13 protein-coding genes are annotated in these 13,731 nt (G+C 71.6%); 4 read left to right on the forward strand and 9 right to left on the reverse strand.

What is annotated here, in order from left to right:
• The first annotated feature begins 164 nt into the window (after nt 1-164).
• Nucleotides 165-413 carry a hypothetical protein gene (locus tag M8C13_RS40050; protein WP_252486043.1) on the forward strand — a complete coding sequence of 83 codons (249 nt, stop codon included), beginning with the start codon at nt 165-167 and terminating at the stop codon, nt 411-413.
• A gap of 127 nt (nt 414-540) precedes the next feature.
• Here the strand turns inward: M8C13_RS40050 and M8C13_RS40055 are convergent, their stop codons facing one another.
• The 5 genes from M8C13_RS40055 to M8C13_RS40075 are packed head-to-tail and all read right to left on the reverse strand — an operon-like array spanning nt 541 to nt 4,913.
• On the reverse strand, nt 541-918 hold the full coding sequence (locus M8C13_RS40055; protein ID WP_252486044.1) for a DUF4233 domain-containing protein: 378 nt from the start codon (nt 916-918) through the stop codon (nt 541-543).
• 16 nt (nt 919-934) lie between these two features.
• A complete protein-coding gene (locus tag M8C13_RS40060; protein WP_252486045.1) occupies nt 935-2,311 on the reverse strand; it encodes a folylpolyglutamate synthase/dihydrofolate synthase family protein in 1,377 nt (458 codons plus the stop codon).
• A 26-nt stretch (nt 2,312-2,337) separates the two neighbouring features.
• Nucleotides 2,338-3,093, reverse strand: a complete 756-nt coding sequence (locus tag M8C13_RS40065) for an FAD:protein FMN transferase (RefSeq protein ID WP_252486046.1) — start codon at nt 3,091-3,093, stop codon at nt 2,338-2,340.
• Nucleotides 3,093-3,527, reverse strand: coding sequence for an FMN-binding protein (locus tag M8C13_RS40070; RefSeq protein WP_252486047.1), 435 nt, complete (start codon nt 3,525-3,527; stop codon nt 3,093-3,095). The genes M8C13_RS40065 and M8C13_RS40070 overlap by 1 nt, the downstream gene beginning before the upstream one ends.
• A 27-nt stretch (nt 3,528-3,554) precedes the next feature.
• Nucleotides 3,555-4,913 carry a ferric reductase-like transmembrane domain-containing protein gene (locus M8C13_RS40075; protein ID WP_252486048.1) on the reverse strand — a complete coding sequence of 453 codons (1,359 nt, stop codon included), beginning with the start codon at nt 4,911-4,913 and terminating at the stop codon, nt 3,555-3,557.
• 162 nt (nt 4,914-5,075) lie between these two features.
• Here M8C13_RS40075 and M8C13_RS40080 point away from each other — a divergent pair, with 162 nt between their 5' ends.
• The gene (locus M8C13_RS40080) at nt 5,076-5,783 is read left to right on the forward strand and encodes a response regulator transcription factor (RefSeq protein WP_252486049.1); all 708 of its coding nucleotides are present in this window, start codon (nt 5,076-5,078) and stop codon (nt 5,781-5,783) included.
• Nucleotides 5,780-7,216, forward strand: coding sequence for a cell wall metabolism sensor histidine kinase WalK (locus tag M8C13_RS40085; RefSeq protein ID WP_252486050.1), 1,437 nt, complete (start codon nt 5,780-5,782; stop codon nt 7,214-7,216). The genes M8C13_RS40080 and M8C13_RS40085 overlap by 4 nt, the downstream gene beginning before the upstream one ends.
• Here the strand turns inward: M8C13_RS40085 and M8C13_RS40090 are convergent.
• From M8C13_RS40090 to M8C13_RS40105, 4 genes are read right to left on the reverse strand one after another with little or no spacing between them, the layout of a single operon-like run.
• Nucleotides 7,213-8,091: an oxygenase MpaB family protein gene (locus tag M8C13_RS40090; protein ID WP_252486051.1), complete on the reverse strand. Its 879-nt coding sequence runs from the start codon at nt 8,089-8,091 to the stop codon at nt 7,213-7,215. The genes M8C13_RS40085 and M8C13_RS40090 overlap by 4 nt on opposite strands.
• Nucleotides 8,088-9,371 (reverse strand): MAB_1171c family putative transporter, encoded by a 1,284-nt coding sequence (locus M8C13_RS40095; RefSeq protein WP_252486052.1) that lies wholly within the window; start codon nt 9,369-9,371, stop codon nt 8,088-8,090. Before M8C13_RS40095 ends, M8C13_RS40090 begins: the two co-directional genes overlap by 4 nt.
• Complete coding sequence (locus M8C13_RS40100; protein WP_252486053.1) at nt 9,368-9,943, reverse strand: ImmA/IrrE family metallo-endopeptidase; 576 nt, start codon at nt 9,941-9,943, stop codon at nt 9,368-9,370. The genes M8C13_RS40095 and M8C13_RS40100 overlap by 4 nt, the downstream gene beginning before the upstream one ends.
• A gap of 44 nt (nt 9,944-9,987) precedes the next feature.
• Entirely contained in the window at nt 9,988-12,618 is a 2,631-nt protein-coding gene (locus M8C13_RS40105) for a valine--tRNA ligase (RefSeq protein ID WP_252486054.1), read from the reverse strand.
• Nucleotides 12,619-12,750: 132 nt separating this feature from the next.
• Between M8C13_RS40105 and M8C13_RS40110 the strand changes: the two genes are divergently transcribed.
• Nucleotides 12,751-13,650: a hypothetical protein gene (locus tag M8C13_RS40110; RefSeq protein ID WP_252486055.1), complete on the forward strand. Its 900-nt coding sequence runs from the start codon at nt 12,751-12,753 to the stop codon at nt 13,648-13,650.
• The last annotated feature ends 81 nt before the right edge of the window (nt 13,651-13,731 follow it).

Below are 13,731 nucleotides of genomic sequence, written 5' to 3' on the forward strand. Positions count from 1 at the left end.
TTGTAGTCGCCGAGTGCGACCGCTGGTCAACCGGCAGGCGGACAGCAGGTGAACCTGTCCTCCGACCGAATGAAGCCGCGCAACCCGATTGGGCTCTTTTCCGTCTAGAGATGTGACGGGCTTGTCGGGGGCCCGGCGAGAAGGGGTTGCGCATGGAGAAACACATGACCGCCCTCCGTTTCCTGGTGGCCGCCGGCTGGTCCGGCACCCCACTGGGCGATGCACGCGATCCGGACGCCCTGCTGTACGTGCGCAGGCTCGGTGTCATCGCGGACGCGGTGCTGGTCCTCGGGCCCGAGGAGGCCGAGGCGAAACGGATGATCGACGGCCGGGTGACCTGGCAGGTCAGCGGTTCGGTCGCCGAGGTCGTCGACGCGGTGCTGGAGCTGCCGCATCTACTAGTCGCCGGCTGACTGTGCAAGCCGGGACTCCCCGGAACCGGGCACTTGTCCACAACCGGGGAGTTGTCCACAGCCAGCCACGCTCCCCCTGGTCCCACTCCAGTCGACTGTGTGAAGGTCCTGGAGTGGGACCCCCGGCTCAGCCCTGAGCCGCCGCAGCAGCCAGGCTGCGGGCCAGTTCCCGCCGGAGCCAGAGGAGGTACGCCCAGATCAACGCGAAGATGACCCCGAGCACGCCGAGGGTGAACACGACGAAGCCGCCCGCGATCATCGCTGCCTGAAGCGCCACCGCGACCCACACTCCCCAGGGGAAGCGGATCAGCCCGGCGCACAGCAGCATCGCCACTGCCAGGCAGGTGACCAGGACCCCGCCGGTGGTGCCGATGCCGCCGCCGAGCTTGGCGATCACCGGCAGCGCCAGGGCCACCACGATCGCCTCCATGATCAGGGTGCCCATCATGATGCCGCGGAGGGCCTTGGCCGGGTTCTTCATCGGCTTGGGTGCGCCGTGGCTCATGGCCGAACCTTCCTGCTCATGCTGGGGCCTTTCCGAGCAGCGCGCGGGTCTCGCCCGCGGTGACCACGGAGCCGGTGACCACGACGCCGCCGCCGTAGACCGGCTCGTCCGGGTTGTCGGTCTCCTCGGCCAGGCGGATCGCGGCCTCCAGCGCGTCGGGCAGGTGCGCCTCGACCAGCACCCGGTCCTCGCCGAAGATCGGCGTGGCCAGGACGGCCAGGTCGTCGACGTCCATGGCCCTCGGCGAGGAGTTCTGGGTCAGCACGATCTCGTGCGCGACGGCCTCCAGCTCGGTGAGGATGCCGGTGGCGTCCTTGTCGCCCATGACGCTGACCACCGCGACCAGCTTGCGGAAGCCGAACTCGGCCTCCAGCGCGGCGGCCAGTGCCTTGGCCCCGTGCGGGTTGTGCGCGGCGTCGACCAGCACGGTCGGCGCGGTGCGCAGGCGTTCCAGCCTGCCGGGCGAGGTGACGCTGGCGAAGGCCTCGCGGATGGTCTCGATGTCGAGCTGGCGGTCCGGGCCCGCGCCGAAGAACGCCTCGACCGCGGCCAGGGCGAGTGCGGCGTTGTCGGCCTGGTGCGCGCCGTGCAGGGGCAGGAAGACGTCCTCGTAGACGCCGCCGAGTCCTTGCAGGCGCAGCAGCTGGCCGCCGACGGCGATCTCGCGCTGGAGCACGCCGAACTCCGCACCCTGACGGGCGATGACGGCGTCCGCCTCGGCCACCTGCCGGAGCACCTCGGTGGCGGCCTCGGGGAGCTGTTCGGCCATCACCACGGTGGCGCCGGGCTTGATGATCCCGGCCTTCTCCTTGGCGATGCCTGCCAGGTCACCGCCGAGGTACTCGACGTGGTCGATGGCGATCGGGCAGATCACCGCGACCCGGCCGTCGGCGACGTTGGTGGCGTCCCAGCTGCCGCCGAGGCCGACCTCGACCACGGCCACGTCCACCGGGGCGTCGGCGAAGGCGGCGAAGGCCATGCCGGTGAGCACCTCGAACTTGCTCATCGGCACCGGCTGGCGGCCGTCCACCAGGGACACGTACGGCTCGACATCCCGGTAGACCTCGACGTAGCGGTCGGGGCCGATCGGGGCGCCGTCCACGCTGATCCGCTCGGTGGCGAGCTGGAGGTGCGGGCTGGTGTAGCGGCCGGTGCGCAGACCGATCCTGGTGAACAGGGCGTCGATCATGCGTGAGGTCGAGGTCTTGGCGTTGGTGCCCGCGATGTGCACGACCGGGTAAGAGCGCTGGGGGTCGCCGAGCAGCTCGGTCAGCAGGCGGATCCGGTCCAGCGAGGGCTCGATCTTCGTTTCCGGCCAGCGGGTGTCCAGCTCTGCCTCGACCGCGCGTAGTGCGGCCAGCGCCTGCACCGCGTCGGTCTGACTGTCTGTCACGTCGTCCGAGTCTACGTACCCGCCATTCAGGCCAGCGGCAGGCCCGGCGAGCTGAACACGGTCCGGTCGGCGCGCACCGCGAACACCGAGCAGCCCGGCTGCTCGGCCGCCCAGCCGATGCCCTCCTCGCCGAGGGCGAAGGCGGCGGTGGCGGTGGTGTCCGCGGTGGTGAGGTCGGCGGCGAGCACCGTCACACTCAGCAGCGGGCGGCGCGGCGGCAGGCCGGTGCGGCCGTCCATGATGTGCGCGCCGCGTTCGTAGGCGGCCGAGGTGGCCACCGCGGCGTCGCCGAGGGCGAGCACGCCACAGAGCTGGTCGGCCTGGTCGGGGTGCCGGATGCCGACCCGCCAGCGCCGGCCGGGGGCGGGTTCGCCCGCGGTGACCACGTCGCCACCGGCGTTGAGGCAGAAGTCGCGGGCCCCGCACCGGCGCAGCAGCCCGACGGCGCAGTGCACGGCCCAGCCCTTGACCACCGCGCACGGGTCCAGCTCGCGGCCGGGTAACCAGGCGCGGAAGGCGCCGCCGGTGCGGTGCTGGTAGTCCACGCACACCCCGAGCACGTACCGCAGGTCCACGCTCAGTTCGTCCTCGGTCAGCTCGCCCCGGCCGAACCGGCTGACCTCGCTGTCCGGCCGGAACGGGCTGAACCGGGAGTCCACCTCGCGCAGCCAGTCGAACACCCGCCGCACCGGTTCCTCGCCGAGCCGCTCGTCCCGCAGGTCCACCGACACCGGCAGGCCCATCACCTGCTCCACCCTGCGCACCGTGCCGGTCACGCCCATCAGCGCCCCTTCGCGTCGATCGCGGCCTGCAACGACCGCGCGTAGGCCTGGCTGGTCTGGGTGGCGCCGGAGACGGTGTCGATGTCGGCGCTCTGCGCGGTCAGCGCGGACTGCCGCAGCTTGGGCAGCGCGCCCTGGGTGCGGGTGCTGGTGGGTGCGCGCAGCGTGCGGACCTCGGTGATCCGGTCGCCGGCGAAGGTGACCTGGACCTGCACCGAGCCGTAGTTGGTGGCCTCGGTGGAGCCGGTGGCGCTGGTGGTGGCGGACTGGCCGGAGCCGTCGGGCGTGGTGGTCGCGCCGGGCTGCGGGGTGCCGGGATCAGGGGTGCCGGGGTCGGCGAGCACGGCGGTGCTCTCGTGCGGGGTGGCCTCGAAGCGCCACAGCGGGATGAGCCCGGCGACGGTCAGCAGCAGGGCGGGGATTACCCGGCGCATGGGGAGTTCCTCTCAGAAGTGGGGTGGTCAGCCGGCGAGGCTGAAGCGCTCCGCGTGCACCTGGTCGCGGGGCAGGCCGAGCTCGCGCAGGCCGCGCAGCACCGCGTCGGTCATCGGCGGCGGGCCGCAGACGAACACGTCCCGGGAGCCGATGTCGGGCACCAGGGCGGCCAGGTTGGCCGCGCCCAGCAGCGGGCCGTGCTCGGTCTCCGCGTCGTTGGGGCCGGTGAGCAGGTGCAAGATCGCGCCGCGCGCCTGGGCCAGCTCGGCCAGCTCCCGGAACAGCACCGCGTCGCCCTGGGCGCGGACCCGGTACAGCACCACCACGTGACCGCTCATGTCCTCCAGCAGCGCGCGCACCGGGGTGACGCCGACGCCACCGGCGACCAGCACCGCGTTCGGGGTGCGCTGGTGCAGCGTGGTGAACGCGCCGTAGGGCCCCTCGGCGAAGACCCTGGTGCCGGGCTGGATGTGCCGCAGGCCCGCGCTGCCGGGGCCGAGGGCCTTGGCGGTCAGGCGCAGCGTGCGGCCGTCCGGCGCGGCGGAGAGCGAGAACGGGTTGGCCTGCCACCAGCGGTCCTTGGTCAGGAAGCGCCACAGGAAGAACTGGCCGGCGCGGGCGGGCAGGCGGTGCAGGTCGCGGCCGGTGAGGTAGACCGAGACCACGTTGTCCGACTCGGGCACCACCGCGGTCACCCGGAACTGGTGCCGCAGGTTGCGCCACAGCGGCAGCAGCAGCCTGCCCAGCACCACCGCGCCGAGCGCGACACCCCACAGCGTCCACCAGTAGCCGCGGGCGAAGGCCGAACCGGCGAAGGTGCGCCCGGCCGAGATCTGGTGGCCGAAGGCCAGCACCACCGCGAGGTAGGTGTAGAGGTGGATGAAGTGCCAGGTCTCGTAGGCCAGCCTGCGCCGGGCCGCGCGCACGGACACCGCGCCGACCATGATGATCAGCAGCAGCGCCACGATCGCCCGCAGCACACCGTCCACAGTGGTCGCCAGCTCGGCGAACTGGGTGACCACCGGCAGGTTCTCCGCCTGCGCGTAGCCATAGGTGATGAACACCGCGTGCGCCAGCAGTGTCCACAACAGACCGAAGCCGGTCCACCGGTGCCAGGAGGTCAGCCGGTCCATGCCGATCCGCCGGTCCAGCCAGGGCAGCCTGGCCACCAGCAGCAGCTGGAAGGCCATGATCAGCGCGGCGTAGAGGCCGGTGAGGCGGCCGATGAGGACCAGCGCGTTGTCGTCGAAACCGGCGTTGGCGAACAACACCGCGACCACGGCCGCGTTCGCCGCCAGCAGCAGGTACAGACCGGTGCGGGCGAGCACCCTGGGCCGCACGGTCGGCGCCTGCGGGGCGGGCGCGGGGGCTTCAAGCGTTGTCACGGGTCTGCTCCTGCTTCGGCTCGGCTGGGGGTCGGCTTCGGTTGCGAGCCTGGTCGGCGAAGCTGTGTCCACGCTGTCCCGAAGCTGTCGACTTGCTGTCTCGTGACCGTGCGGGCCGGTCACGGCCTCGCCGCGGGGCCCGGACTGACGCACCATGGGCGGGTGAGCAACGACAACCAGGTCCGTCTGCTGGTGGTGGACGACGAGCCGCACATCGCCGACCTCGTGGCCACGGTGGCCCGCTACGAGGGCTGGCGGGCGGCGACGGCGGGCACCGGCGCGGAGGCGCTGCGGCAGGCGGCCGCGTTCAGCCCGGACATCGTGGTGCTCGACCTGATGCTGCCCGACCTGGACGGGTTCACCGTGCTGGACCGGCTGCGGGAAAGCGGTTCACTGGTCCCGGTGGTCTTCCTCACCGCCAAGGACGGCACCGCGGACCGGATCGTCGGCCTCACCCGCGGCGGCGACGACTACCTGGTCAAACCCTTCTCGGTGGAGGAGCTGATGGCCAGGCTGCGCGCGGTGCTCCGGCGCAGCACCGCCCAGGCCTGGACGCCACAGGCGCGCTCGGTGCTCCAGGTCGCCGACCTGACCCTGGACGAGGACACCAGGGAGGTCCGCAGGGCCGGGAAGCTGGCCACCCTGACCCCCACCGAGTACGAGCTGCTGCGCTACCTGATGCGCCGCTCCCCCGCGGTGCTGACCAAGGCGCAGATCCTGGACCACGTCTGGGAGTACGACTTCGGCGGCCGCTCCAACGTCGTCGAGCTGGTCATCTCACACCTGCGCCGCAAGGTCGACAACGGCCACGAGCCGCTGATCCACACCATGCGCGGGGTCGGCTACGCCCTGCGCCAGGCCGTCCAGTGAGCCTGTGGGGCCGCTGGCGGACGGCCTGGCGGCGCACCCGGCTGGGCACCAGGCTGTCCCTGGCGCTGGGCGCGCTGTCGCTGGTGGTCTTCGCCGTGGTGGGCACCGTGATGGTGACCAGCATGGAGGAGTACCTGGCAGGCAAGCTGGACGAGCAGATGAAGAAGAGCCAGGTCGAGCAGACCGCGGCCTGGCGGGACAAGGGCGCGCCGCAGCCGCCGTGGTCCTGGCAGTCGGTGCTCTTCGACATGCGCGACGGCAAGCCGCAGCCGGTCTCGGCCACCAACGGCACCAGCCAGCAGGACATCGACAAGCTGGCCAAGGTCGCCCAGGAGGTGCACGGCCAGGACGAGGACGTCTACAAAACCCTGAACCTGCACGGGAAACAGGGCTCCTACCGGGTGCGCGCCTGCACCATCACCAACACCCAGGTGCTGGTCAGCGCGGCGCCGAGGGACGACCTGGACAACACGGTCAACTGGTTCATCACCGTGTGCGTCGCCATGTTCCTGGTGGCGCTGCTGGTGCTGGTGGTCACCGGCCGCCTGGTGCTGCGCCGGGGCCTGCGCCCGCTGGCGCAGATGGCGGGCACCGCGCATGACATCCGCTCGCACGACCTCACCGACTCCGCCCAGCTCCCGGTGCGCGCCACCGGCGACGGCGGCGGCGGGGTGGAGGTGGAGGAGCTGCGCAGCGCGTTCAACCTGATGCTGGAGCACATCGACTCCTCGCTGGCCGCCCGCACCGCCGCCGAGCAGCGGCTGCGCCGGTTCGTCGCGGACGCCTCGCACGAGCTGCGCACCCCGCTGACCTCCATCCGCGGCTACGCCGACCTGTTCAAGTACGCCGCGGCCAACGAGCCCGCCGAGCGCGACCGGCACCTGGCCCGCATCCGCGAGGAGGCGGGCAGGATGACCCTCCTGCTGGACGACCTGCTGCTGCTGGCCCGCCTGGACGCCGCCGAGGTCGAGGAGCCCCTGCGCCCGGAGGACATCGACCTGGTCGCCCTGGCCAACGCCGCCGCCGACGCCTTCCGCGCCGCCCGCCCCTCCCACCCGCTGACCGTGGTGCTGGCCCAGGACCACCTGGCCCTGCGCGCCGACCCGATGCGCCTGCGCCAGGTCCTGGACAACCTGCTGACCAACGCCGCCACGCACACCCCACCCGGCACCGAGGTCGAGCTCGCGGTCTGGGTCGCCGACGGGCACGCCCTGGTCCGGATCACCGACAACGGCCCCGGCATCGCGGCCGCCGACCAGGAACGCGTCTTCGACCGCTTCTACCGGGTGGACGACTCCCGCTCCCGCGACAAGGGCGGCAGCGGCCTCGGCCTGGCCGTGGTCCGGTCCCTGGTGACCGCGCACGGCGGCACGGTCGAGCTGACCAGCGAACCGGGCCGCACCAGCTTCCTGCTCCGCTTCCCGCTGAGCTAGTCCGACGCCCCCGGCGCGCGCGGCGTGGCCGGGCCCAGATCCGAGAGCTGATATCCGTCGGGATAGGCCTTCATCTGTCCGCCCGGCGTGAACGAGCTGGTGCTGCGCGGCTTCAGGAACCGCTGCACCACCGCGCGCAGCCGGAAGCCCAGCTTCACCGCGGTGCGCAGCGCCCACGGCGTCCTCGGCACGCCCAGGGCCCGGCGCAGGGGTTCGTCGTCGATGACGTCGAGCAGGGCCAGGCCGAGCAGGCGGCCCAGGGGGCGGGCGCGGGGTGGGAAGCGGTCGGCGATGAGTTGCTGGGAGGCGCGCAGCAGGCGGGTGTTGGCCGGGGTGTGCGCGAAGTGCTCGCGTTCGTAGGTGTCGAACCAGTGCTCGTACTTCGCCCAGCTGTCCGGGATGTCCCTGATGCCCATGCGGGCGCCCAGCTCGCGGTAGAAGTGGTAGGCGGCGATGCGTTCGGCCTCCACCGGGCGGCGCCAGCCGTAGCGGTCCAGCCAGCGGAACGGCACGAACATGAAGGTGCCCAGCACGTACAGGTAGTCGTCGTTGCTGATGGTCCACGGGCGGTGCGCGCCGTTGGTGACCCGCAGTGCGGTGCGGGCGCGGGGGTGGTCGAAGCCGTGCTCGACCATCTCGAAGATCAGCAGGCCGGTGTCCTCGGCGCGTTTGACCGGGTCGTGCTCGATGTGGCCGGTGTGCGCGAGCAGGCCGGAGATCGAGGGCACCGCGTAGGTGCGGTAGAAGGCCAGCTGCAGGGCGATGCTGACGTCGAAGCTGAACTCGTACAGCGCGGTCAGCCGGTAGATCTCGGCGTAGTCGCGTTCGGGGTCCAGCTCCTGGATGCGCGCCAGGTGCACGAGTCGTCGCTTCATCGTCCGGCTTTCTCCCGTGCGCTGGTGGTCTCGGCGAGCACCTGCCGGACCACGGGGTCCCGGCTGAACGCGCGGGTGATCGCGCGCCACCGGTCCACCAGGTCGGCCAGGTCCTCCGCGCCCGCGGCGCTGCCGAGGGGATTGTCCGTCACGTCCGGCAGGCCCAGTTCGCGGCGGCGCAGCGCGACCGCGTACCCGGCGGCCGCGGTCAGGGCGGGCAGGGCTTCCTCGGGCAAGCCCCGCGCCCGGCCCAGCTCCCCGGCGCGGGCCAGGGCCTCGGGCGGGATGGCCGAGCGGAGCTGTTTGCCGCCGTCCTCCAGCTCGATCAGCCTGCGGTAGAGCCTGCGCCGGCCGTGCCGCAGGTCGCGCAGGTCGGCCCAGCGGGACCGCGGCGGGTCCAGGGTGATCTCCGGCAGCACCGCGGCGAAGCGCGCCCACAGCGGGTAGAGCGCGTGGTGCGCGCGCAGGAACCGCCACCAGGCCGCGGTCGCGCTGATCAGCCGGACCAGCGGCGCGCAGTGCGTGCGCAGCCACCTGGCCACCGTCTCGCCCAGCGCGCACGCGGTCACGCCCAGGGTGGCCAGCGCGCAGGCCGCGGGCATCAGCCAGCCCTCCACCGAGTCCGCGGTCCAGGCCGGGGTGACGCGGAGCAGCACCATGAGCTGGAAGGCCAGCTTGTGCGCGCAGAAGGCCAGCGTGAACACGTGCGCCAGGACCTGCAACCGCAGCCCGATGAACAGCCACCACAGGTCCCTGGCCTTGGTGGACCACTGCCAGGCCAGCCGCATCAGGTTCAGCGCCGCCCAGCCCAGGTACAGGCTGAAGGTGGCGAAGGCCAGCGCGGCCACCGGATCGCCGGGCCCACCGGCCTCGTTGCGACCGGCCGGGCCGTGCAGGAAGTCGCGGGCGTGCGGGGCCTCGGCGAAGAGCAGCAGCATCACCGAGGTGACCACGAGCAGCACCAGCGCCTGCCGCGCGGCCCGGCGAGCGGCCTCGGCGGGCTCCTCGATGGAGTACAGGAAGAACACCTGGATCAGGTACGCGGTGCCCAGCACCAGCACGTGCTGCACCGGCCAGGCCAGGTTGAAGCCCACCTGGTTGATCACCGGGTAGACCACCGGCAGCTGCACCGACAGCGCGAGGGCCAGCGCCAGGCAGCCCAGCAGCAGCGCGCGCACCGCGGGGTTGCCCGCGCGGCCGATCAGCTGGCGCAGCCTGGTCAGCACGGTGGCCATGGTGGCCAGCACCACGGCCAGCACGAGTAGCCCGGTCGCGCTCACTGCTGGCCTGGCCCCAGGCCCTGCGCCAGCCGGTCGATCACCTGCGCCTCGTGCGGTGGCAGCCGCTTGGCCTTGCGGCCCAGCACCCGCCCGCCCTCGGCGTCGAGCAGCCGGGCGGAGAACTGGGTGGCGAAGCTCTCCGCCTCCCGCTCCTGGATGTCCTGGAACCCGGCCCGGCACAGCGCCTTGCCCAGCAGTTCCTCCCGCCGGGCCTCGTTGAAGTGCGGGAACAGCAGCCGCAGCATCGGCAGCCGGGGCTGGCCGCTGTCGCCGATGCTGCGGTGCTCCAGCACCAGGTGGCCGATCTCGTGCAGGATCGTGTTCTGCTGGTGCAGCGCCGAGGTGGTGTCGTCGTAGAAGACGTAGTCGGCGTCGAAGGCCGAGACCAGCAGCCCGTCGAAGGGCGCGACCCGCCCGCCCAGCACCTGGCTCAGCGGCATCAGCTCGATCGGATGGCCGCGCGCCGCGCCCAGGTCCCGGCAGAACGCGCCGACCTCGAACGGGCGGGGCGGCGCCACCGAGGAGAACACCTGGTCCAGGGCGCGTTCCACCCTGGCGTGTGCTTCGGTCATGCGCTCGCCCCCTCACCGTCCAACAGGCTCGGGTGGCCAGCTAATCAGGCTGGGGGCAGAGAAGCCAACCGCGCGGTGATCCGTTCGATCTCGGCCTCGGCCGCCGCCTTGCGCTCGGTGATCTTCTCCACCACCGCGGCGGGCGCCTTGTCGGTGAACGCCGGGTTGTTCAGCTTGGCCACGCAGCCCGCGAGCTCCTTCTCGTTCACCGCGAGGTCCTTGGCCAGCCGCTTGCGCTCGGCCGCGACATCGATGGTGCCGGAGGTGTCCAGCTCGATGGTGACCGTGCCGGTGGGCAGGTTCAGCTCGAAGTCGGCCGAGGCGGTGAAGCCCTCGCCCGGCTCGTCCAGCTTCACCAGCGCGCGGACCGAGGCGGTCAGCGCGGTCAGCCCGGCGGCGTCCATCCCGGCGAGCCGGGTGGCCACCCGCTGACCGGGCTTGATGCCCTGGTCCGAGCGGAACCGGCGGATCTCGGTGACCAGCTGCTGCACGGCCGCGATCCGTTCCGCCGCAACCGGGTCGGCCGTCGCGCCGGAGACCGTCGGCCAGGCCGCGACGACCAGCGACTCCTCGCCGGTGAGCGCGGTCCACAGCGTCTCGGTCAGGTACGGGGAGACCGGGTGCAGCAGGCGCAGCACGACGTCGAGGACGTGGCCGAGCACCGCGCGGGTGGCCGCCGCCCGGTCGTCGCCCAGCTGGACCTTGGCCAGCTCCAGGTACCAGTCGCAGAACTCGTCCCAGACGAAGTGGTAGAGCGCCTCGGTGGACTTGGCGAACTGGTAGTCGTCCAGCAGGCCGTCCACTTCGGACACCAGCGAGTCCAGCCGGTCCAGGATCCACCGGTCGGCGTCGGTGAGCGACTCCCGCGCGGGCACCGGCTCGGCGACCGTGGCGCCGTTCATCATGGCGAACCTGGTGGCGTTCCACAGCTTCGTGCCGAAGTTGCGGGAGCCGGCCACCCACTCCTCGCTGATCGGCACGTCGGTGCCGGGGTTGGCGCCGCGGGCCATGGTGAAGCGCAGCGCGTCGGTGCCGAAGCGGTCCATCCAGTCCAGCGGGTCGACCACGTTGCCGATGGTCTTGGACATCTTCTTGCCGTGCTGGTCCCGGACCATGCCGTGCAGCGCGATGGTGTGGAACGGCGGCACACCGTCCATCGCGTACAGGCCGAACATCATCATCCGGAGGACCCAGAAGAACAGGATGTCGTAGCCGGTGACCAGCACGCTGGTCGGATAGAACTTGGCCAGGTCGTCGGTCTGCTCCGGCCAGCCCAGCGTGGAGAACGGCCACAGCCCCGAGGAGAACCAGGTGTCCAGCACGTCCTCGTCCTGGCGCCAGCCCTCGCCGGCAGGCGGCTGCTCGTCAGGGCCGAGGCAGACCTGCTCGCCGTCAGGGCCGTACCAGACCGGGATCCGGTGGCCCCACCACAGCTGCCGGGAGATGCACCAGTCGTGCAAGTTGTCGACCCAGTCGAAGTAGCGCTTGGCCATCTCCGGCGGGTGGATCGCGACCTTGCCCTCGCGGACCGCGTCGCCGGCAGCCTTGGCCAGCGGGCCGACCTTGACGAACCACTGGAGCGACAGGCGCGGCTCGATCGGCTCCTTGGACCGCGAGCTGTGCCCGACGCTGTGCAGGTACGGCCGCTTCTCCGCGACGATCCGGCCCTGCGCGCGCAGCGCCTCGCGGATGGCCACCCGCGCCTCGAACCGGTCCATGCCGTCGAACTCGGTGCCGCTGTCCGCGATCCGGCCCTGCTCGTCCATGATCGTCGGCATCGGCAGCTGGTGCCGCTTGCCGATCTCGAAGTCGTTCGGGTCGTGCGCCGGGGTCACCTTGACCGCGCCGGTGCCGAACTCCGGGTCGACGTGCTCATCGGCGATGACCGGGATCTTGCGCCCGGTCAGCGGCAGCTCGATCAGCGTGCCGATGAGGTGCTGGTACCGCTCGTCGGCCGGGTGCACCGCGACCGCGGTGTCGCCCAGCATGGTCTCCACCCGGGTGGTGGCGACCACGATCGAGGCGTCCCCGTCGCCGTAGCGCATGGAGACCAGCTCGCCCTCGACCTCCTCGTGGTCGACCTCGGCATCGGAGAGCACCGAGCGCAGCACGGGCGACCAGTTGACCAGCCGCTCGGCCCGGTAGATCAGGCCCTCGTCGTAGAGCTTCTTGAAGATGGTCAGCACCGCGCGGTTGGACTTCTCGTCCATGGTGAAGCGGTCCCTGGTCCAGTCCACGCTGTCGCCGAGGCGGCGCATCTGGGCCAGGATCTTGCCGCCGTACTCGGCCTTCCACGCCCAGGTGCGCTCGATGAAGGCCTCCCGGCCCAGCTCACGACGGCTGGTGCCCTCGGCCGCGAGCTGCTTCTCCACCAGCGCGTGCACCGCGATGGAGGCGTGGTCCATGCCCGGCAGCCACAGCGTCTCGAAGCCCTGCATCCGCTTGCGCCGGATGATCAGGTCGATCAGCGTGTGCTCGAAGGCGTGCCCGATGTGCAGGCTGCCGGTGACGTTGGGCGGCGGGATGACGATGGTGAACGGGGGCTTGTCACTGCCCGCGTCGGGGGTGAAGTAGCCGCGCTCGACCCAGCGCTGGTACAGCTCGCCCTCTACCTCCGCCGGGGAGAACTGGGCGGGGAGATCGGTGCGGGCCTGCTGCGGAAGGGTCTCGGTCACAGTCGTAGATTCTACGGGGGCTGCGGAAACGGGATTCCCGCTGGTCGCACCGAGCCCCACCAGCGGCAAGGCTCGCTGGTGACAGCCGGGCGCTGCTAACCTCGGCACGTTTTCACTCGATCGGGGGGTGACATGGGCGAGGACCCTCAGGTTCGCGCGACAAAGCGCCGTGCCTTCTGGCGTCGCAACGGCGGCCGTTTCCTGGGATTCGGCCTGGTCATCGCCCTGGGCGCGACCGGAGTCGTGCTGCAGCGGGCGGGCCTGCTGACCGGCCTGACCCCCGACGCCAGCGGCTCCTCCGCCACCAGCACCCCCAGGGTCAACCTGACCACCCCGTTCCTGGGCACCGAGGCCGGGCCGTGGCCCGACGGCGCGGCCGGGATCACCGTGCCGGAGACCGGCCCGCTCGGGAAGTACAGCGCGGCCCAGGTGAAGGCCTTCGGCGAGCGGGTGCGCCAGGTGCTGATCACCGGCAGGCTGGACCGCAGGGTGATCGTGGAGGGGCAGACCGAGCACGTGTTCAAGCTGCTCGCGCCCGAGGCGCAGGAGCAGTACGACGAGCACCGGGAGAAGGAGAAGCTGCCCGTCGACGGCGGCTCCTACCTGTACACGCGGATCGCGCCCGGGTACAAGCTGCTCAAGGCCGAGCCCAAGGTCAAGGGCGAGATGAAGCTGTTCGTGGACGGCAAGGGCAAGCTGACGGCAGGCACCAACTACGTCTTCGCCTTCGCCTTCGAGCCCGAACAGCCGGAGAAGATCAGCGACCCGCACGAGATCATCGCCATCCAGCGGCGCGCGGGCGAGTGGACGCTGGAGGACAACCCGCAGATCCGCAAGAGCCAGCACGGGCTGTGGTGGGGTGAGAAGTTCGACGGCTACGACTACCTGATGAGCTGCGCGGAGTCGGAGAAGGAGCTGCTGGCTCCGACTTATCGGGAGAAGCAGAAGCCGGGTGGGCCGACGGCCAAGCATGATCGGAAGCATTATTTCGACCCGAACAGCCCGTTGGACGATGAAGACGGGTGCAAGTAGGGCTTCGGTGACGGGAGCCGCGCCGTGAGGTGCTCGCGAGCCGTTTGCTGTGACATTGGCGCGCTCCGCGCGCGGGATTTT

The organism is Crossiella sp. SN42 (genome assembly GCF_023897065.1).
GTDB lineage: Bacteria > Actinomycetota > Actinomycetes > Mycobacteriales > Pseudonocardiaceae > Crossiella.